This is a genomic window from Streptosporangium sp. NPDC050148 (assembly GCF_055586505.1).
Window position 1 is genome coordinate 41,547 of the sequence record NZ_JBVJIA010000026.1, and the last position, 20,950, is coordinate 62,496.

The following is a 20,950-nucleotide window of genomic DNA, read 5'->3' on the forward strand; positions in this document are numbered from 1 at the left end:
AATCCTCTGCGCGTACGCATCCGGAACAGCACGACCGACCTCCCGCAGGAATTCCGACAAATAACGCCGAATCATCAGGCGGGGGGCCGAACGTTCTGCTGCCACGTCGTCCTGACCGCGACCCTGGGGGGATGGCCGTGTCGTCAACGGTCGAAACCTCGGCCGGGTCGCTCAATCGCGACCCGGCCGTTCATATGGCCGCCCAGGGTGTGATCGCATTACATGAAGCGTTTTCCCGGGAACGGCCGCCGATGACGGTTCGTCCGTTCTTTTCCGGTGTGAGAATGACCGCAATCAAGGACATGTGCGGTCGTGACGCTCGGGATCCGGCCCGGTGGCCTCCGGAACACGGCGGCCGCCGGGACGCGTCACGTCGTCAGGGCGCGTCAGGACGGGTCAGGACGGGTCGGGCCGTCAGGACACGAGGCTGATCCCCGGCATCGGGCAGAGCATCTCCTTCTTCGCCTGGAACTCCTTCTTCGCGCTCCAGGGGACCGTCTTGCCCGGGGGAACCGTCACGAGGGCCTGGGCGTAGTCCAGCGTCGTCGCCTTGGTGGTGGTGAAGTACACAACGATCTTGTAGGTGACGGCCTTCCTGCCGGGGTTCCTCGCCGTTCCCTCGGCACCCCAGCCGCCCGGTACGGCCGCGCACTTGGTCTGCACGACGTTCTGCCGGACGCGGGGCTCGTTGGCCAGCTGGGTCGGCAGCGGATTCGCGACGATCTCCTCGGGGGTGGGCACCGCGGCCGGCTTCTCCTCGGAGACCGCCGCGACCTCGCGCATGGCCTCCTCGTCCGCGAAACATCCGGCGGCCAGCATGGAGGCCATTATCAGCGCGGAGACTTTCACCGTCGAAGATGACGTGCATTTCATGTTCACGACCGGCTCCCGCCATATCGATTGGTTCGTTGTCGTTCGGTTCGTCGGCGGGCGCGGCACCAGGGCGTCGGGCCGGAAACGTCCGTCGGTCGCTCCGGAATCGCGGTATCACCTGGTGCGACGCATTCGATGACCGCCGAAATCGTTTATTCATGATTTTCGTGAGAGGTGATATCTCATATCATGCACGATGGTGCGGACGCTCCCGGTGGGCGACATTCTTCGTTGTCCGTCACTGACCGCCTTTTGAGGCAATGTTCACGCTCGGCCGCTTCTTTCCCCACCCGTGCCCGCCGCCCTCCCGCGTGGCACGGGACCCCGCGGGGACGGCGTCACGGCCGTGCTCCCTCGGGCCCGGGCGGGCGTCGAGGAGCCGGCCGCCGCACTGCCGGTCATGGCCGCGATGCCACCGCGACGGGTGCCTCCGCTCGCAGCACACCCGCCGCTCCCCGAGGAACTCGACCGTGGTGCACGTCTTCGAGTCGGAGCGGATCTCGGCCTTGCGGCCCGTCGCGCCGTCGCCGCCACCCCCCGAGCCGATCGTCGTGACCGTCGCGGCCGAGGGATTGGAGCTGGTCACCGCGCCCGGGAACAGGCTGCCCGAGGCCGTCGCGGTGTTGGTGATCGCGCCGGAGGCGATGTCGGCGCGGGTGGCGACGTAGGTGCTCGTGCAGGTCGTCGAGTCCTGCGGCGCCAGCCTCGTCAGCGGGCAGACGATCACGGGCGGTGTCCCCGACCCCGAGGAGAGGTCGGTCACGCTCACGCCGGTCAGAGTGGAGTTGCCGGTGTTCACGACCAGGTAGAAGTAGGTGATCGTCTGCCCCTCCCTGACCGTGCTCGGCGACGCGCTCTTCAGCAGCGTCAGCGCGGGGGTGGGCACTGCGGTCACCGTCGCGGTCGAGACGTCCGAGGTCGCCACGATGCCCAGCCGCGAGGCGCCCGAGGCCGTCGCGGCGTTCACGATCGCGCCGGCGTCGACGTCGTCCTGGGTGGTGACGTAGGTGTTCGTGCAGGTCGTCGAGTCCTGCGGCGCCAGCGTCGTCACCGGGCAGACGATCGCCGAGGGCGTTCCGGTCCCGGTGAAGACGGTGGTCGTCACGCCCACCCCGCTCAGCCTCGTGTTGCCGGTGTTGACGATCAGGTACGAGTAGGTGATCGTCTGCCCCGGCGCCGTCAGCGTGCTCGGCGCGGCCGTCTTCAGCAGCGCCAGGCTGACGACCGGCAGGACGGTCACCGCCACCGTGGACGGGGCCGAGGCCACCACCACGACCGCCCGGGGGAGGGCGGCGGCCACGGGCCCGGTGTCCGAGACGCCCGAGGCCTGGGCGGTGTTGACGACGGTCCCGGCCTCGATGTCCTCCTGGGTGGAGACGTAGCTGCTCGTGCAGCTCGTGGACTCCTGCGGCTGCAGCGTCCGCGTCGGGCAGGTGATCACGCCGGGCGTTCCCGTACCGGAGAACGACGTGTCCCGAACGTCCACCTGGGTCAGCGTCGTGTTGCCGGTGTTGACGATCAGGTAGGAGTAGATCAGGGTCCGTCCCGCGGCCGTCAGGATGCTCGGCGACACCGTCTTGAGCAACGCCAGGCTGGGAGCCGGCCCCCCGCTGACCGTCGCGGTGGACGGCTCGGACGTGATGACGGGACCGACGGGCGGGGTGCCCGTGGCGACCGCGGTGTTGACGATGGATCCGGCGTTGACGTCGGCCTGGGTGGTGACGTACGTGCTCGTGCAGGTCATCGTGTCCTGCGGCTCCAGGGTCGCCGACGGGCAGGTGATCTGCGGAGGCGTCCCCGACCCCGAGAAGAAGGCGTCCGCCACGCTCACGCCGCTCAGCGTCGCGTTACCGGTGTTCAGGACCCGGTACGAGTACGTGATCGTCTGGTTCGGCCCCAGCAGCGCCGTCGGGTCGGCGGTCTTGAGCAGCGCCAGGTCGGGGGCCGGCTCGACCGCGACCGTCACCGTGGACGGGCCGGAGGCCACCGCCGGGCCCGAGGGCGGCGTGCCCGTGGCGATCGCGGTGTTGACGATCGATCCGGCGTTGATGTCGACCTGCGTGGTGACGTACGTGCCGGTGCAGGTGGTGGTGTCCTGCGGCGCGAGCGTCGTGACCGGGCAGGTGATCTGCGTCGGCGCGCCGGACCCCGAGGAGGTGTCCGTCACGTTCAGGCCGGTCAGCGTGGAGTTGCCGGTGTTGACGATGTCGTAGGAGTACACCACCGTCCGCCCCGCGGCCGCCACCGTGGACGGTGATGCCGTCTTCAGCAGCGCCAGGCCGGGGGCGGTCGCGGCCGTGACCGTCGCGGTGGACGGGTTGGAGATCAGTACCTGACCCGTGGGAGAGGTGGCGGTGGCGGTGGCGGTGTTGACGACGGATCCGGCGTTGACGTCGTCCTGGGTGGTGACGTACGTGCTCGTGCAGACGGTGCTGTCCTGCGGCGCGAGCGTCGTCACCGGGCAGGCGATCACCGGAGGCGTGCCGGAGCCCGAGAAGAAGGTGTTCCGCACCTCCACGCCGGTCAGTGTCGAGTTCCCGGTGTTGGTGACCAGGTGGGAGTAGGTCACCTGGACCCCGGGGGCCGTGATCGTGCTCGGCTCCGCCGTCTTGGACAGGGACAGGCCGGTGACCACCTCGACGGCGACCGTCGTCGTCGACAGGGGAGAGGTCACCGTGGAGCCCGAGACCGGGGTGCCCGCGGCGACCGCGGTGTTGACGATGGACCCGGCGTTGATGTCGGCCTGGGTGACCAGGTAGGTGCTCGTGCAGGTCGTCGAGCCGTCCGGTGCCAGCGTCACCGCCGGGCAGGTGATCGCGGGAGCTCCCCCCGAGCCCGAGAAGAAGGTGTCGGTCACGTTCACCCGGGTCAGCGTCCGGTTGCCGGTGTTGACGACCGTGTACGAGTACGTGACCGGCTGCCCCGCCTGCGACACGACCGACGGGGAGGCCGACTTCGTCAGCGTCAGGGTCGCGAACAGCTCCGCGGCGACCGTCGCGGTGGACGGCTCGGAACTCACCGGGGGACCCACCGGTGGGGTGCCCGACGCCACCGCGGTGTTCACGATCGTGCCGGCGTCGACGTCGTCCTGGGTGGCGACGTAGGTGCTCGTGCAGGTCGTCATGGCCTGCGGCACCAGCGTCGTGGTCGGGCAGGTGATCACCGGCGGTGTGCCGGTGCCGGAGAAGGCGGTGGTGGTCAGGTTCACCCCGGTCAGTGTCGTGTTGCCGGTGTTGACGATCACGTACGAGTACGTCACGGTGCCCGCCTCTCCCGGCCTGGCCACCGTTCTGGGCGACGCCGTCTTCAGCAGCGCCAGGCTGGGGGCGGGCTCGGCGGTCACCACCACCGTCGACGGAGCGGAGGTCACCACGGCGGCCGCCACCGAGGGCTCCGCGAGACTCGCGGCGGAGGCCAGCACGGTGTCCCCCGGCGGGACGCCCGCGGCCACCGCGGTGTTCACCACGCCACCGGCGTCGATGTCGGCCTGGGTGGTGACATAGGTGCTCGTGCAGGTCGTCGTCTCCTGCGGCGCGAGCGTGGTGACCGGGCAGGTGATCACGCCGGGCGTCCCGGTTCCCGAGAAGGTGACGTCCGCCACGGTCACCCCGGTCAGCGTCAGGTTCCCGGTGTTGACGACCGCGTACGAGTAGACCACCTCCCGTCCCGCCGCCGTCACCGTGCTCGGTGACGCGGTCTTCAGCAGCGCCAGGCTGGGAGCGGGCTCTGCCGCGACCGTCACCGTGGACGGGGCCGAGGTCACCACCGGACCCGACGGCGGGGTGCCCGACGCCGTGGCGGTGTTGACGATCACCCCGGAGTTGACGTCGGCCTGGGTGGTGACGTAGGTGCCGGTGCAGATGGTGGAGCCCTGCGGCGCCAGGGTGGTGGCCGGGCAGGTGATCACCGGGGCGGGTCCGGTGCCGGAGAAGGAGGTGTCGGTCGCGCCCACGCCGGTCAGCGTCGTGTTGCCGGTGTTGACGATCGTGTAGGAGTACGTCACGGTCCGTCCCGCCGCCGTGAACGTGCTCGGGGAGGCCGTCTTCAGCAGCGCCAGGGCGGCGGCGGGCACCTCGATGACCGTCGCGGTCGACGGGTCGGAGGTCACGACGGTCCCGGTGGGCGTGGTGCCCGTGGCGACCGCGGTGTTCACCACGCCACCGGCGTCGATGTCGGCCTGGGTGATCAGGTACGTGCTGGTGCACGTGGTGGTGTCCTGCGGGGCCAGGGTGGTGACCGGACAGGTGATCACGGGGCGGGTGCCGGTGCCGGAGAAGGCGGTGTCGTTGACGTCCACCCCGGTCAGGGTGGCGTTGCCGGTGTTGACGATCGTGTAGGAGTACGTCACCTGCCGTCCCGCCGCGGTCACCGTGCTCGGCGTCACCGTCTTCAGCAGGGCCAGGCCGGGAGCCGCCTCCCCGCCGACCGTCGCGGTGGAGGGATCGGAGACCACCGCGGGCCCGGTGGGCGGTGTGCCCGAGGCGACGGCGGTGTTGACGACGGATCCGGCGTCGATGTCGGCCTGGGTGGTCACGTAGGTGCCGGTGCAGACGGTCATGTCCTGGGGTTCCAGGGTGGTGACGGGGCAGGTGACCACCGGGGGTGTCCCGGTGCCGGAGAAGGCGGTGTCGTTGACGTCCACGCCGGTCAGGGTGGCGTTGCCGGTGTTGACGATCGTGTAGGAGTACGTCAGGGTCCGTCCCGCCGCGGTCACCGTGCTCGGCGACACCGTCTTCAGCAGCGCCAGGGAGGGAGCCGCCTCCACCAGGACCGTCACGGTGGAGGGGTCGGAGGTCACCGCGGGGCCCTCCGGGGGGGTGCCGACGGCGAGGGCGGTGTTGACGATGGTCCCGGCGTTGATGTCGGCCTGGGTGATGACGTACGTGCTGTTGCAGACGACGGCCTCCTGGGGTGCGAGTGTCGTGGTCGGGCAGGTGATGACCGGGGTGGGTCCGGTGCCGGAGAAGACGGTGTCGGTCACGTCGACGCCGGTCAGGGTCGCGTTGCCGGTGTTGACCAGCAGGTAGGCGTAGATCACTGTCCGCCCGGCGGCGGCCACGGTGGCCGGTGCCGCGGTCTTCAGCAGGGCCAGGCCGGGAGCCGGCGTGGCGGTGACCGTCGCGGTGGAGGGATCGGAGGTCACGGCCGGTCCGGTGGGCGGGGTGCCGGTGGCGAGGGCGGTGTTGACGATGGATCCGGCGTCGATGTCGGCCTGCGTGGTGACGTAGGTGCTCGTGCAGGTGGTGGTGTCCTGGGGTGCGAGCGTGACGGCCGGGCAGGTGATCACCGGGGCGGGTCCGGTGCCTGAGAAGGACGTGCCGGTCACGTCCACGCCGGTCAACGTCACGTTGCCGGTGTTGACCACGAGGTAGGAGTAGACCACCGTGCGGCCCGCGGCGGCCACCGTGGTCGGTGACGCCGTCTTCAGCAGCGCCACGCCGGGAGCCGGGGTGGCGGTGATCGTGGCGGTGGAGGGGGCGGAGGTCGCGACCGTCCCGCCGGGCGAGGTGCCGGTGGCGACGGCGGTGTTGACGACGGTCCCGGCGTCGATGTCGGCCTGCGTGGTGACGTAGGTGCCGGTGCAGGTGGTGGTGTCCTGCGGCGCCAGGGTGACGGCCGGGCAGGTGATCACCGGGGCGGGTCCGGTGCCGGAGAAGGCGGTGTCGGTCACGTCCACCCCGCTCAGGGTGGTGTTGCCGGTGTTGAAGACCAGGTAGGAGTAGTTCACCGTCTGCCCGGCCGCGGTCACCGTGGTCGGTGTCCCCGTCTTCAGCAGCGCCACGTCGGGAGCCGGGGTGATGGAGACCGTGGCGGTCGACGGCGGGGCCGCTATGAGGGAGCCTCCGGGAGGCGTGGCGGTCGCGGTGGCGATGTTGACGACGGCCCCGGCGTCGACGTCGGCCTGGGTGACGACGTAGGTGCTGGTGCAGGTGGTGGTGTCCTGGGGAGCGAGCGTGGTGACCGGGCAGGTGATCACGGGGGTGGGTCCGGTGCCGGAGAAGGCGGTGTCGGTGACGTCCACCCCGGTCAGGGTGGTGTTGCCGGTGTTGACCAGCAGGTAGGAGTAGGTCACGGTCCGCCCGGCGGCGATCACCGTGGTCGGCGAGGCGGTCTTCAGCAGGGCGAGGTTGGGGTCGGCCGTGATGGTCACCGTCGCGGTGGAGGGATCGGAGGTCACGGCCGGTCCGGTGGGCGGGGTTCCGGTGGCGGTGGCGGTGTTGACGACGGTCCCGGCGTCGACGTCGGCCTGGGTGAGGACGTAGGTGCCGGTGCAGGTGGTGGTGTCCTGCGGGGCGAGGGTGGTGACCGGGCAGGTGATCACCGGGGCGGTGCCCGAGCCGGTGAAGGCGGTGGTGGTCACGTCCACCCCGGTCAGGGTGGTGTTCCCGGCGTTGGTGACCAGGTGGGCGTAGGTCACCGTCTGCCCGGCGGCGGTCGCCGTGGCCGGTGCCGCCGTCTTCAGCAGCGCCAGGGCGGGAGCGGCGACGACGGCGACCGCCGCGGTGGACGGGTCGGAGGACGCGACCGTCCCGTCGGGCGAGGTGCCGGTGGCGACGGCGGTGTTGACGACGGTCCCGGCGTCGATGTCGGCCTGGGTGACGACGTAGGTGTTGCTGCAGACCGTCCTGGCCTGCGGCTCCAGCGTGGTGACGGGGCAGGTGATGGCGGTGGGGGTTCCGGTGCCGGTGAAGGCGGTCTCGGTGACGTCCACGCTGGTCAGGGTGGTGTTGCCGGTGTTGGCGACCAGGTAGGAGTAGGTCACCGTCTGCCCGGCCGCGGTCACCGCGGTCGGCGTCTCCGTCTTCAGCAGCGCCAGCGTGGGAGCGGGAGGAATCGTGACCGTCGCGGTCGACGACGGGGAGGCGATGGCGGGACCGGTGGGCGGGGTCCCGGTGGCGACCGCGGTGTTGACGATGGTCCCGGCGTCGACGTCGGCCTGCGTGGTGACGTACGTGCCCGTGCAGATCGTCAGGTCCCGCGGGGCCAGCGTGGTGACCGGGCAGGTGATCACGGGGGCGGGTCCGGTGCCGGAGAAGGCGGTGTCGGTGACGTCCACCCCGGTCAGGGTGGTGTTGCCGGTGTTGACCAGCAGGTAGGAGTAGGTGATCGTCCGTCCCGCGGCGGTCAGCGTGGCCGGCGAGGCGGTCTTCAGCAGGGCGAGGTTGGGGTCGGGTGTGATGGTCACCGTCGCGGTGGAGGGATCGGAGGTCACGGCGGGTCCGGTGGGGGGCGTGCCGGTGGCGGTGGCGGTGTTGACGACGGTCCCGGCGTCGACGTCGGCCTGGGTGATGACGTACGTGCTCGTGCAGGTGGTCGAGTCCTGGGGGGCGAGGGTGGTGACCGGGCAGGTGATCGCGGTGGGGGTGCCGGTGCCGGTGAAGGCGGTGGTGGTCGCGGTCACCCCGGTCAGGGTGGTGTTGCCGGTGTTGGTGACCAGATGGGCGTAGGTCACGGTCTGCCCGGCCGCGGTCGCCGTGTTCGGTGAGGCCGTCTTCAGCAGCGCCACGGCCGGAGCGGCGACGGCGGTGACCGTGTTGGTCGACGGCGCGGAGGCGACGGCGGGACCGGTGGGCGGGGTGCCGGTGGCGACCGCGGTGTCGACGATCGTCCCGGCGTCGATGTCGGCCTGGGTGACGACGTAGGTGTTGCTGCAGACCGTCCTGGCCTGCGGGGCCAGCGTGGTGACGGGGCAGGTGATGGCGGTGGGGGTTCCGGTGCCGGTGAAGGCGGTCTCGGTGACGTCCACGCCGGTCAGGGTGGTGTTGCCGGTGTTGGAGACCAGGTGGGCGTAGGTCACCGTCTGCCCGGCCGCGGTCACCGTGCTCGGCGTCCCCGTCTTCAGCAGCGCCAGCGTGGGAGCGGAGGGAGCGGCGATCGTCGCGGTCGACGGGTCGGAGGTCACGGCAGGCCCGATGGGCGGCGTGCCCGAGGCGGTCGCGGTGTTGACGATGCTCCCCGCGTCGATGTCGGCCTGCGTGACCACGTAGGTGTTCGTGCAGGTCGTCATGTCCTGCGGGGCGAGGACGGTGACCGGGCAGGTGATCGCGGTGGGGGTTCCGGTGCCGGTGAAGGCGGTGGTCGTCACGCTCACCCCGGTCAGGGTGGTGTTGCCGGTGTTGACGACCATGTAGGAGTAGGTCACGGTCCGCCCGGCGGCGGTCACCGTGGTCGGCGACGCCGTCTTCAGCAGGGCCAGTCGAGGAGCCAGCTCATCGGTGACCGTGGCGGTGGACGGGTCGGAGGTCACGGCGGGTCCGGTGGGTGGCGTGCCCGAGGCGACGGCGGTGTTGACGATGGTCCCGGCGTCGATGTCGGCCTGGGTGGTGACGTAGGTGTTGGTGCAGGTGGTGTTTTCCTGCGGGGCGAGCGTGGTGACCGGGCAGACGATCGCGGTGGGGGTGCCGGTGCCGGTGAAGGCGGTGGTCGTCACGCTCACCCCGGTCAGGGTGAGGTTGCCGGTGTTGACGACCGCGTACGAGTAGGTGATCGTCTCGCCCGCCTGCGTCGCGGCCGTGGGGAAGGCCGTCTTCAGCAGAGCGATGGCGGGAGCGGCGATGACGGTGATCGTGGCGGTCGAGGGGTCGGAGGTCACAGCGGGCCCGGTGGGCGGGGTTCCGGTGGCGGTGGCGGTGTTGACGATGGATCCGGCGTTGATGTCGGCCTGTGTGGTGACGTAGGTGTTGGTGCAGGTCGTGGAGGCTCGCGGGGCGAGGGTGGTGGTCGGGCAGGTGATGGCGGTGGGGGTGCCGGTGCCGGTGAAGGCGGTGGTCGTCACGGTCACGCCGGTCAGGGTGGTGTTGCCGGTGTTGACGACCAGGTAGGAGTAGGTGATGGTCCGCCCGGCGGCGGCCACCGTGGTCGGCGACGCCGTTTTCAGCAGGGCCAGGGCCGGGGCGGCGGTGGCGACGACCGTCGCGGTGGAGGCATCGGAGGTCACGGCCGGCCCTGACGGCGGGGTTCCGGTGACGGTGGCGGTGTTGACGATGGATCCGGCGTTGATGTCGGCCTGTGTGGTGACGTACGTGTTGGTGCAGGTCGTCGAGTTCTGGGGTGCGAGGGTGGTGGTCGGGCAGGTGATCGCGGTGGGGGTGCCGGTGCCGGTGAAGGCGGTGGTCGTCACGGTCACCCCGGTCAGGGTGGTGTTGCCGGTGTTGAGCACCAGGTAGGAGTAGGTCACCGTCTGCCCGGCCCCCACCACCGCGTTCGGCGACGCCGTCTTCTGCAGCGCGAGCGAGGGGGCCGCCGTGAGGGTGACCGTCGCGGTCGACGTGGCGGAGGTCACGGCGGGCCCGGTGGGCGGTGTGCCCGAGGCGGTCGCGGTGTTGACGATGCTCCCGGCGTCGATGTCGGCCTGGGTGATGACGTGCGCCCCGTTGCAGGTCACCGACTCCTGCGGTGCCAGCGTGGTCAGCGGGCAGGTGATCGCCCCCGGCGTACCGGAGGCGGTGGAGACGTCGGTGATGGCCACCCCGGTCAGGGTGGTGTTGCCGATGTTGACGACCGCGTAGGAGTAGACGATCGTCTGGCCCTCCTGCGTGGCGGCCACCGGGAAGGCCGTCTTCAGCATGGCGATGGCGGGAGCGGCGATGGCGGTGACCGTCGCGGTGGAGGGGTCGGAGGTCACAGCGGGCCCGGTGGGCGGGGTTCCGGTGGCGGTGGCGGTGTTGACGATGGATCCGGCGTTGATGTCGGCCTGTGTGGTGACGTAGGTGTTGGTGCAGGTCGTGGAGGCTCGCGGGGCGAGGGTGGTGGTCGGGCAGGTGATGGCGGTGGGGGTGCCGGTGCCGGTGAAGGCGGTGGTCGTCACGGTCACGCCGGTCAGGGTGGTGTTGCCGGTGTTGAGCACCAGGTAGGAGTAGGTGATGGTCCGCCCGGCGGCGGCCACCGTGGTCGGCGACGCCGTTTTCAGCACGGCGATGGCGGGTGCGGCGGTGGCGGTGACCGTCGCGGTGGAGGGGTCGGAGGTGACGGCCGGGCCGGTGGGTGGGGTTCCGGTGGCGGTGGCGGTGTTGACGATGGATCCGGCGTTGATGTCGGCCTGTGTGGTGACGTAGGTGTTGGTGCAGGTCGTGGAGGCTCGCGGGGCGAGGGTGGTGGTCGGGCAGGTGATGGCGGTGGGGGTGCCGGTGCCGGTGAAGGCGGTGGTCGTCACGGTGACGCCGGTCAGGGTGGTGTTGCCGGTGTTGAGCACCAGGTAGGAGTAGGTCACCGTCTGCCCGGCCCCCACCACCGCGTTCGGCGACGCCGTCTTCTGCAGGGCAAGGGCCGGAGCGGCCGTGAGGGTGACCGTGGCGGTGGAGGGATCGGAGGTCACGGCCGGTCCCGACGGCGGGGTGCCGGTGGCCGTGGCGGTGTTGACGACGGTCCCGGCGTCGACGTCCGCCTGGGTGATGACGCGTGTCCCGGTGCAGGTCGTCGAGGCCTGCGGCGCCAGCGTGGTGACCGGGCAGGTGATCGCGGCGGGGGTGTTCGAGCCGGTGGAGACGTCGGTGATCCTCACTCCGGTCAGGGTGGTGTTGCCGGTGTTGACGACCGCGTAGGAGTAGGTGATCGTCTGGCCCTCCTGCGTGGCGGCCACCGGGAAGGCCGTCTTCAGCATGGACAGGGCGGGAGCGGCGATGGCGGTGACCGTCGCGGTGGACGGGCCGGAGGTCACGGCGGGTCCGGTGGGTGGTGTGCCGGTGGCGGCGGCGGTGTTCGTGATGCCCCCGGCGTCGACGTCCGCCTGGGTGATGGCGTACACGTTCGTGCAGGTCGTGGTGTCCTGCGGGGCGAGGGTGGTGGTCGGGCAGACGATCGCGGTGGGGGTGCCGGTGCCGGTGAAGGCGGTGGTCGTCACCCTTACCCCGGTCAGGGTGGTGTTGCCGGTGTTGAAGATCAGGTAGGAGTAGTTGATGGACCGTCCCGCCGCCACCACCGTGGTCGGCGCCGCCGTCTTCAGGAGCGCCAGGCCGGGAGCGGCGATGGCGGTGACCGTCGCGGTGGAGGCGGCGGAGGTCACCGCGGGTCCGGCGGGTGGGGTGCCGGTGGCGACGGCGGTGTTGACGACGGTCCCGGCGTCGATGTCGGCCTGGGTGGTGACGTAGGCGTTCGTGCAGGTGGTGGTGTCCTGCGGGGCGAGGGTGGTGGTCGGGCAGACGATCGCGGTGGGGGTGCCGGTGCCGGTGAAGGCGGTGGTCGTCACCCTTACCCCGGTCAGGGTGGTGTTGCCGGTGTTGACGACCGCGTAGGAGTAGGTGATCGTCTGGCCCGCCTGCGTCACGGTTACCGGGAAGGCCGTCTTCAGCAGTGCCACGCCGGGAGCCGGTACGGCGGTGACCGTGGCGGTGGAGGCGGCGGAGGTGATGGCGGGTCCGGTGGACGGTGTGCCGGTGGCGGTCGCGGTGTTCGTGATGGTCCCGGCGTCGATGTCGGCCTGGGTGGTGACGTAGGTGTTCGTGCAGGTGGTGGTGTCCTGCGGGGCGAGGGTGGTGGTCGGGCAGACGATCGCGGTGGGGGTGCCGGTGCCGGTGAAGACGGTGGTGGTCACCATCACGCCGGTCAGGGTGAGGTTGCCGGTGTTGACGACCAGGTAGGAGTAGGTCACGACGCGTCCGGCGGAGGTCACCGTGGTGGGGAAGGCCGTCTTCAGCAGCGCCACGCCGGGAGCCGGTATGGCGGTGACCGTGGCGGTGGAGACGGCGGAGGTCACGGCCGGTCCCGAGGGCGGTGTGCCGGTGGCGGTCGCGGTGTTGGTGACGGCCCCGGCGTCGATGTCGGCCTGCCTGGTGACGTAGGTGCTCGTGCAGGTCGTCGATTCCTGTGGCGCCAGCGTGGTGACGGGGCAGGAGACCAGAGACCGCGTGCCTGTCCCCGAGAAGGACGTGCTGGCCACGATGATGTCGGTCAGGGTGGTGTTGCCGGTGTTGACGACCAGGTAGGAGTAGGTCACGACGCGTCCGGCGGAGGTCACCGTGGTGGGGGAGGCCGTCTTGAGCAGCGCCAGGCCGGGAGCCGGCGCGGCGGTGACCGTGGCGGTGGAGGGGTCGGAGGTCACGGCCGGTCCCGAGGGCGGTGTGCCGGTGGCGGTGGCGGTGTTGGTGACGGCGCCGGCGTCGATGTCGGCCTGGGTGGTGACGTAGGTGCTCGTGCAGGTCGTGGTGGCCTGCGGGGCGAGGGTGGTGGTCGGGCAGGTGATGGCGGTGTGGGTGCCGGTGCCGGTGAAGGCGGTGGTGGTCACCCTGACGCCGGTCAGGGTGGTGTTGCCGGTGTTGATGACCGCGTACGAGTAGGTCACGGTCCGTCCGGCGGCGGTCACCGTGGTCGGCGAGGCCGTCTTCAGCAGTGCCACGCTGGGGGCGGAGGTCACGCTCACCGTGGCGGTGGAGGGGTCGGAGGTCACGGCCGGTCCCGAGGGCGGCGTGCCCGAGGCGGTGGCGGTGTTGACGATGGAGCCCGCGTCGATGTCGGCCTGGGTGGTGACGTAGGTGCTCGTGCAGGTCGTGGTGGCCTGCGGCGCCAGAGTCGTGGTCGGGCAGGTGACCGCCGACCGGGGCCCCGTACCCGAGAAGGAGGTGCTGATCACCCTGACGCCGGTCAGCGTGGTGTTGCCGGTGTTGACGATCGCGTACGAGTAGGTCACGGTCCGGCCGGCGGCGGTCACCGTGGTCGGCGAGGCCGTCTTCAGCAACGCCAGTGCGGGAACGGAGATGATGCCGACCGTGGCGGTGGAGGAGTCGGAGGTCACGGCGGGTCCGGTGGGGGGTGTGCCGGTGGCGGTGGCGGTGTTGGTGATGGCCCCGGAGTCGATGTCGGCCTGGGTGATGACGTAGCTGCTCGTGCAGGTCGTGGTGTCCTGCGGGGCGAGGGTGGTGGTCGGGCAGGTGATGGCGGTGTGGGTGCCGGTTCCGGAGAAGGCGGTGGTGGTCACTCTGACGCCGGTCAGCGTGGTGTTGCCGGTGTTGACGACCAGGTAGGAGTACGCCACCGTCCGCCCCGCCGCCATCGCCGTGGTCGGTGAGGCCGTCTTCAGCAGTGCCAGGCTGGGAGCCGGCGTGGCCGTGATCGTCACCGTCGACGGATCGGAGGTCACGGCCGGTCCGGTGGGGGGTGTGCCGGTGGCGGTCGCGGTGTTGGTGATGCCTCCGGCGTCGATGTCGGCCTGGGTGGTGACGTAGGTGCTCGTGCAGGTCGTCGAGGCCTGCGGCGCCAGCGTCGCCGTGGGGCAGGTGACCGCGGACCGCGGCCCCGAACCGGAGAAGGCGGTCTCGATGACCCTCACCCCGGTGAGGGTGGTCCTGCCGGTGTTGGTGATGAGATAGGAGTAGGTGATGCTCCGCCCCGAGGCCGCCACCGTGCTCGGGGAGGCCGTCTTCAGGATCGCCAGCGACGAGACCTGCACGGGGACCACCGTCGAGGTGGATCCCGCGGTCACGCCCATCTGGGAAGGCGTGTCGGAGCTGGAGAACTCGATGTTCGCGCTGTTGTTGATCGACGTGCCGGGGGAGTTGGCCCCGAGCGTGACGCGGAACCTTACGGAGGTGGACTGGCCGGGCGCCAGGCTGCCGCCGCTGACGGCGTTCGCCCCGGTGCCCAGCCGCACCCGGACCTGGTTGTTGACGAACTCCCCCTGGTCGTCGCCGGTGCGGTCGGTCTTGGGCCCGATGTTGGGGCCGGTCGCCACGGAGATGCTCCCCGGGACGTAGACGGTGTTGGCCGGAATCGGGTCGGTGAGCACCACGCCGATGGCGGTGTCGTCCCCGGTGTTGGTCGCGGTGACGGTGTACTCCAGCACCGACCCCGGTTCCGGGTCGCCCCCGCCCACCACCACGGCGGACTTCGTCGACTGGATGTTCGCCTGCCGCAGGGCGACCTGGGCGAAGATCGCCTGGGGCCAGTAGGTGTCTCCGGCGGTGCTGAAGACGAACCGGGCCGAGGTGTCGTTGTTGCGGAACGCGGTGGAGGCGTCGACGATGTTGGAGTCGTAGCCGAGCGTGTTGGTGTAGGCGGGGTTACGGTCGGTCACCTGGCCGCCGAGCGTGGCGATGGTGGAGTTGAAGAAGTTGTTCGCCGGATGCAGGGCGTCGCTGAGGACGGTCAGGGGGCCGTTGGTGGTGTCGATGCTGAGGGAGTCACCGGTGATCGCGTTGTCGCCGTCGTAGGCGATCTCACCGATCTGGACGCTCACGGCGCCGGTGGTGGGGGTGCGGATGCCCGACAGGGTGATGGCGGTGTCGGGGGTGCCGTTCTGCTGCTCGATGAAGCCGTCGAACACCGTGATGTTGCGCAGCGGCAGGGACGCGTCCCGGTAGGCCACCACCAGCGACCAGCCGCCGAACGCGCCGAGGCTGTCGCTGCCGCGGGCGGCCTGGACGTTCGCCACCGTGTAGGTGCCGGCGCCGGCCGCCGTCACCAGGGAGGTGACGTCCGCGGAGGCGCCGTAGACGATTCCGTTCGCGGTGATGTTGTCGGGGGTGTCGCCGATGTCGCCGGCCGTGGCCACGACCGTGCGGTAGACGGTGCTTCCTGGGGTCCTGAACGACACCTGTCCGCGCAGGGCGATGTCGGGCGCCAGGCGGTTGCCGGCCGGCAGGCCCTGCGTGTTGGACGAGGTCTGGCTGCGCGCGCCCCAGTACAGCCGGGCGTAAGCCACCTGCGCACCGGCCGACAGGGTGAGGTTGGCGGTGCTGGAGTTGAACGTCGACGCGTCGGCGTCCACGTCGATGAAGGTGGCGTCGACGTTGTTGTTGCCCGAGCCGGTCCGGCGCGCGGCACAGTCGGGCACCGAGGGGGGGTAGCAGGTGACGACCGAGTTCGCCGCCCGGGTGATCGCCCCACGGAAGTTGTTCACGTAGCGCTGGACGAAGGGGAGCGGAGCCAGCAGGGCCGCGTCCGTGCCCGCCCGCTGCTGGTCGGGCCTCTCGTCCGCTCTCGCGTCGGCCTTCCGGTCCGGGCGGGCAGGCCCGGTGCCGGTGTCGGTCCCGGTCTCCGCCTCGGTCCCGGTCTCCGCCTCGGTCCCGGTCCCGGTCCCGGTCCCGGTGTCGGTCCCGCTGTCGGTCCCGGTGTCGGTGTCCGCCGGGGTGCCGGTCGGCATGCGCCGTTCCCCGATCCGCCCGTCGGTCGTGCCACGGGACGGGTCGGGGGAGGCGTCGGCCGTGACCTCGGCCCCGTCCGCCGACGCCGTCACCCCGCCGGGGATACCCGGGGCGTCCCGGCAGGTGCGTCCCGCGTCGGCCTCGACCGTCGGGATGTACAGCCTCCCGACGGTCGTCCGGACCGCGTACCGGACCGTGATGCTCTCACCGGCCGTCACATCGCCCGTCCACCTCAGCATGGGCTTCTCGTAGGTCAGCGTGCCGGAGGTGGCCAGCGTCTCACCCACGGTCTTGCCGTCGGGAACCTCGGAGAGGTCCTCGCTGAACCTCGCCCCTTCCGCGTCGGCCTCACCGGTGTTGACCACGTGCACCGTTACGATCGTCCGGGCACCGTCACGCCGCGCCTCACGGGTCAGCCGCAGGGCCGGACCGGTCCGGCCCGAACCGCAGGTGATCTCGAACGACGGAGCCTCTGCCCTGGTAAGGATCGCGGCCGAGGCGTCCGCCGTCACTCCCAGACCAACCGCACATGCCATGAATCCAGACAAAGCGCTTTTAAGGAATCTCCTGCGCGCACACGTCCCAGGCAGCACGACCGACCTCCCGCAGGAATTCCGACAAATACTGTCGAATCAACAAACGGGGGGACGAACTTTCTGTCGTGACATTACCCTGACCACGGCTCTAAGAGGATAGCCGGATCATCAACGGCCGAAACCTCCGTCAAGCCAGATAATCACGACCTGGCTGATTATATTGCTGCCTAGGATTTGATTCCTTTACATGTGGCATTCCTCCCACAAAGGTAATCAAATGTGATTCGTCCTGGTCTTTCCTGTTGAATCCTTCGCCCCGTCCCGAGTTTTCGATCGGTGTTGACCTTGACCAAGGTCGAGGTCTTACGGTCGGAGCCATGTCGCACCCCATCCCGGCGGCGCAGGCGGGACGGCGAGAGTGGATCGGTCTCGCCGTCCTGGCACTGCCCGCGCTCCTCGCCTCCCTCGAACTGACCGTCACGAACCTCGCGCTGCCCGCCATCGGCGAGGACCTGGCGGCGAGCAGCACCCAGTCGCTGTGGATCGTGGACGTCTACGCCTTCCTGCTGGCCGGGTCGCTCATCGCCATGGGCGCCCTGGGCGACCGGATCGGCCGTCGCCGGTTGCTGCTGATCGGCGCGGCGGCGTACGGCGTCGTCTCGGTCCTGGCCGCCTGGGCGCCCGACGCCGGGAGCCTGATCGTCGCCCGGGCGCTGATGGGCGTCGCGGGCGCCACCCTGATGCCGTCCACGCTCTCCCTGGCCACGTCCATGTTCCCCGACCCCCGGCAGCGGACGGTGGCCGTCGGGGTCGTCGTCGCCAGCGTCTCGGCGGGCACCGCGATCGGCCCGCTGGTCGGAGGATGGCTGCTGGAGCGGTTCTGGTGGGGGTCGGCGTTCCTGCTGGCCGTCCCCTTCATGCTGCTGCTGCTGGTCGCCGGGCCGCTGCTGCTGCCCGAGCACCGCGACCCCGGCGTGAGGCGGCTCGACCCGGCCGGCGCGGTGCTGTCGCTGGCCACGGTGCTGCCGGTGGTGTACGGGCTCAAGCAGATCGCGGCCGACGGCCCGGCGACGACGTCCCTGGCCGCGATCGCCGCCGGGCTCGCCGCGGGCGCGCTGTTCGTCCGCAGGCAGCGGACCGCGGCCGACCCCTTCGTCGACCTGGGCCTGTTCGCCGACCGCACGTTGAGCACCGCGACCGGCACGCTGGCGCTCGGCATCTTCGTCCTGTGGGGCTCCAACTACGCCATCGCCCAGTACCTGCAGCTCGTGCACGGCATGTCGCCCCTGGAGGCGGGTCTGTGGACGGCGCCCTCGGCGGTGGGCGTCATCGTCGGGTCCACCGTAGCCCCCCGGCTCGCGCGGAGGATCCGGCCCTTCGCGGTGATCGCCGCCGGGCTGGCCGTGTCCGCCGTCGGTTACCTCGTGCTCACCCGCACCCAGGGAACGGAGGGGATCGCCGTCCTGGTGTCCGGTGCCGTGATCGTCTCCGCGGGCCTGGGACCGATGATGGCGCTCGCCACCGACCTGGTCGTCGGCTCCGCGCCTCCGCACCGGGCCGGCGCCGCGGCGGCGATCTCCTCGACGGCGCCGCAGCTCGGCGGCGCGCTCGGGATCGCGGTCCTCGGCAGCGTCATCACCGCGACCTACCGGGCCGGGCTCGCGGCGGACGCCGTCCCCGAGGCGGCCCGCGACAACCTCGGCGCCGCGGTGGCCGTGGCGGCAGGCCTTCCGCCGCGTCCCGGTGCCGAACTGCTCGCCGCGGCACGCGCCGCGTTCGTCGAGGGCTTCCACCTGACCGCCGCGATCAGCGCCGCCCTGATGGCGGGCGTCGTCCTGCTCGTCGTGGCCCTGCTCCGCCGGGACGCGGGCCGCCCGGGAGGGCGGGCCATACGGATGCGACGATGATCCTCGTGTCCGGCGGTGGGGAACCGGGCCGTACGGGTGATGACGACGATCCCACGGGGGACGAGATGAGCCGACCCGAGCCCATGACGCTGGACGAGGCGCTGCCACGCTGGCACCGGAGGGAGCGGCACCGGCTGCCGGTCGATCTACCGGCCCCCGCCGTGATACGCGCCGCCGCCGAGGTCACCTGGGGGGAGGTCCCGCTGTTCCGGGCGGTGATGACCGCGGCGGGGCTGGGAAGGACCCGGCTCCCGGCGGACACCCCGGTGCTGGACCTGTTCCTCGGCAACGGGTTCGCGGTTCTGTACCGCGGTGAGGACGAACTGCTGGTGGGCGGGATCGAGCGCGTCTCCCGGAACCGGCCCGTGGTGCCGCTGGCACCCGGCACGACCCCGGAGGTCTTCCACGCCTTCGACGCGCCGGGTCACCTGAAGCTGGCGGTCAACTTCCACTGCGCCGGCGGCGTGCTGAGCACCGAGACCCGGGTGTACGCCACCGACCGCCGCTCCCGGTGGTTGTTCGGGGCGTACTGGCTCGTCATCCGGGCGGGCAGCGGGTTCATCCGCCGGGTCTGGCTCCGGGGCGTCCGCCGCCGCGCCGCCCGTACCGGACGGGACGTCGGCCCCGCGAGCCTGGTCTGAGACGCGGGGCGCGGGGGGACCGGCCCGGCCTGCGAGCCGGGCCGGTCCGGTGGCGGAAGGTCAGATGCCGCGGCGCATCGCCCTGGTGCCCATGACCAGGCCGATCACGGCGATCGCGCAGGCCGCGAGCGTCCCGTACAGCACCGAGGTGTCCGCGAAGCGGCCGGAGAAGAGCGACCGCTCCGCCTCGACGATGTAGGAGACCGGGTTCAGGGCCGCGGCGGTCCGCAGCCACTGCGGGCCGGAGTCCATCGGCAGCAGCACGCCCGACAGCAGCATCAGCGGGAACAGCACGAGCTGGGTGACCCCGTAGAAGAGATCTCCTCCCGGCCTGGACGCGATCGCCAGCACGAAGGAGAGCGCGCCCAGGCCGACGCCGAACACGACCAGCATCACCAGGCCGGCCAGCACTCCCGCCGGGTACAGGCGGAAACCCAGCGGCACCGCCAGGGCGATGATCAGGACGGCCTGGGCCAGCAGGGCCACGAACTCCTTCAGCGTCCGGCCGACCAGCATCGCCGTGCGGTCCAGCGGGGTGACCAGCATGCGCTCCATCGAGCCGCCGATCAGCTCCACCAGCAGCATGTACCCGGCCATCATCGGCCCGGACAGGCACATCATGATCAGGATGCCGGGCACGAACCACTGCCAGTGCGAGCCCTGGCCCGCGAAGCTCTGCGTCTGTCCGAGCAGCGGGCCGAACAGGAACAGGAACAGCAGCGGCTGCCCCATGGTGAACAGGAGGCCGAGGGGCTCACGGAACATGGGGGTGACCTCGCGGGAGAACACGGTCGCGGTGTCACGGAGGAACGGAACGCTCATGGGGACCTTCTCTGCGGGATCGGGGGAAGCGGGGGTGACAGGGGGAGGAGCGGCCCGGCCGCAAGGAGAGGGAGGGCCGCGGTGCGCGCGGTCAGGCGACGGTCTCGGGAACGTTCCCACCGGCCGGGACGCCGGGGGCGGCCTCGTCGGACTCCCGCAGGCTGCGGCCGGTCAGCGCGAGGAAGACGTCGTCCAGCGTGGGCCGGGAGGTCTCGGCGGTGGCGGCCTTCACGCCGGACGCCTCCAGGTGGCGCAGGTACTCCGGCAGCGCCGCGTCCGCGCGGGGCACCCGCAGCCACACGGTCGTCCCGTCGGTGGTCACCGCGCCCGCTCCGGCGATCCGCTCGGCGATCTCGGCGGCCCGCGCGGTCCCGGACGCGTCGTGCAGGGTCACGGTGACGCGGTCACCGGCCAGGTCGCTCTTCAGCCCCTCGGCCGTCCCGTCGGCGATGACCCGGCCGTGGTCGATGATCACCACCCGTTCGGCCATGCTGTCGGCCTCCTCCAGGTAGTGGGTGGTCAGGAAGAGGGTGGTGCCGTGGTCCTCGCGCAGCCGCAGGATGTGCTCCCAGATGTTGGCGCGGCTCTGCGGGTCCAGGCCGGTCGACGGTTCGTCCAGGAACAGCAGGGCGGGCCGGTGGACGAGCCCCAGGGCGATGTCGAGGCGGCGGCGCTGGCCTCCCGAGAGGGTGCCGGGTTTGCGGTCGGCCAGCGGTCGCAGCTCCAGCCGGTCGAGCACCTCGTCGGCCCGGCGGCCGGCCTCCCGCCGGGTGAGGCCGTAGCAGCGTCCCTGGGTCACCAGCTCGTCGCGGACGCGGAAGTTCTCGCCCGCGCCGTTCTTCTGCCCGACGTAGCCGATCCGGGCGCGGACCCCGGCCGGGTCCGCCACGACGTCGCAGCCCGCCACGGTCGCGGTCCCCGACGTCGGCGGGAGCAGCGAGGTGAGCATGCGCAGGCTGGTGGACTTCCCCGCGCCGTTCGGGCCGAGGAAGGCCACCAGCTGGCCCGCCTCCACGTCGATGTCGAGGCCGCGTACGGCGTCGACGCTCTCCTTCTTGATCATGAATCGGCGGGTCAGTCCTCGGGCGTGGATCATC

At 71.2% G+C, this 20,950-nt stretch carries 6 protein-coding genes; 2 read left to right on the forward strand and 4 right to left on the reverse strand.

The features are described 5' to 3' along the window. Nucleotides 1-414: 414 nt before the first annotated feature. Nucleotides 415-849: a hypothetical protein gene (locus tag ACZ6RT_RS26740; RefSeq protein WP_470156874.1), complete on the reverse strand. Its 435-nt coding sequence runs from the start codon at nucleotides 847-849 to the stop codon at nucleotides 415-417. A 262-nt stretch (nucleotides 850-1,111) separates the two neighbouring features. After that, the gene (locus ACZ6RT_RS26745; RefSeq protein ID WP_470156876.1) at nucleotides 1,112-16,483 is read right to left on the reverse strand and encodes a DUF7507 domain-containing protein; all 15,372 of its coding nucleotides are present in this window, start codon (nucleotides 16,481-16,483) and stop codon (nucleotides 1,112-1,114) included. 377 nt (nucleotides 16,484-16,860) lie between these two features. Between ACZ6RT_RS26745 and ACZ6RT_RS26750 the strand changes: the two genes are divergently transcribed. Continuing rightward, nucleotides 16,861-18,390, forward strand: a complete 1,530-nt coding sequence (locus ACZ6RT_RS26750) for an MFS transporter (RefSeq protein ID WP_470156877.1) — start codon at nucleotides 16,861-16,863, stop codon at nucleotides 18,388-18,390. Between the two features lie 65 nt (nucleotides 18,391-18,455). Beyond that, the gene (locus tag ACZ6RT_RS26755) at nucleotides 18,456-19,031 is read left to right on the forward strand and encodes a hypothetical protein (RefSeq protein WP_470156879.1); all 576 of its coding nucleotides are present in this window, start codon (nucleotides 18,456-18,458) and stop codon (nucleotides 19,029-19,031) included. A 60-nt stretch (nucleotides 19,032-19,091) separates the two neighbouring features. On the opposite strand, the gene ACZ6RT_RS26760 is transcribed toward ACZ6RT_RS26755, so the two are convergent. Both ACZ6RT_RS26760 and ACZ6RT_RS26765 read right to left on the reverse strand, forming a co-directional pair. Then, nucleotides 19,092-19,853 carry an ABC transporter permease gene (locus ACZ6RT_RS26760; RefSeq protein WP_470156881.1) on the reverse strand — a complete coding sequence of 254 codons (762 nt, stop codon included), beginning with the start codon at nucleotides 19,851-19,853 and terminating at the stop codon, nucleotides 19,092-19,094. A gap of 91 nt (nucleotides 19,854-19,944) precedes the next feature. After that, nucleotides 19,945-20,949, reverse strand: a complete 1,005-nt coding sequence (locus tag ACZ6RT_RS26765) for an ATP-binding cassette domain-containing protein (protein ID WP_470156883.1) — start codon at nucleotides 20,947-20,949, stop codon at nucleotides 19,945-19,947. Nucleotide 20,950: the final 1 nt, after the last annotated feature.

Coding starts and splice junctions, on each gene's coding strand:
- ACZ6RT_RS26745 (WP_470156876.1), bottom strand. CDS start 16,483: ATGGCATGTGCGGTTGGTCTGGGAGTGACGGCGGACGCCTCGGCCGCG.
- ACZ6RT_RS26750 (WP_470156877.1), top strand. CDS start 16,861: ATGTCGCACCCCATCCCGGCGGCGCAGGCGGGACGGCGAGAGTGGATC.
- ACZ6RT_RS26755 (WP_470156879.1), top strand. CDS start 18,456: ATGAGCCGACCCGAGCCCATGACGCTGGACGAGGCGCTGCCACGCTGG.
- ACZ6RT_RS26760 (WP_470156881.1), bottom strand. CDS start 19,853: ATGAGCGTTCCGTTCCTCCGTGACACCGCGACCGTGTTCTCCCGCGAG.
- ACZ6RT_RS26765 (WP_470156883.1), bottom strand. CDS start 20,949: ATGATCCACGCCCGAGGACTGACCCGCCGATTCATGATCAAGAAGGAG.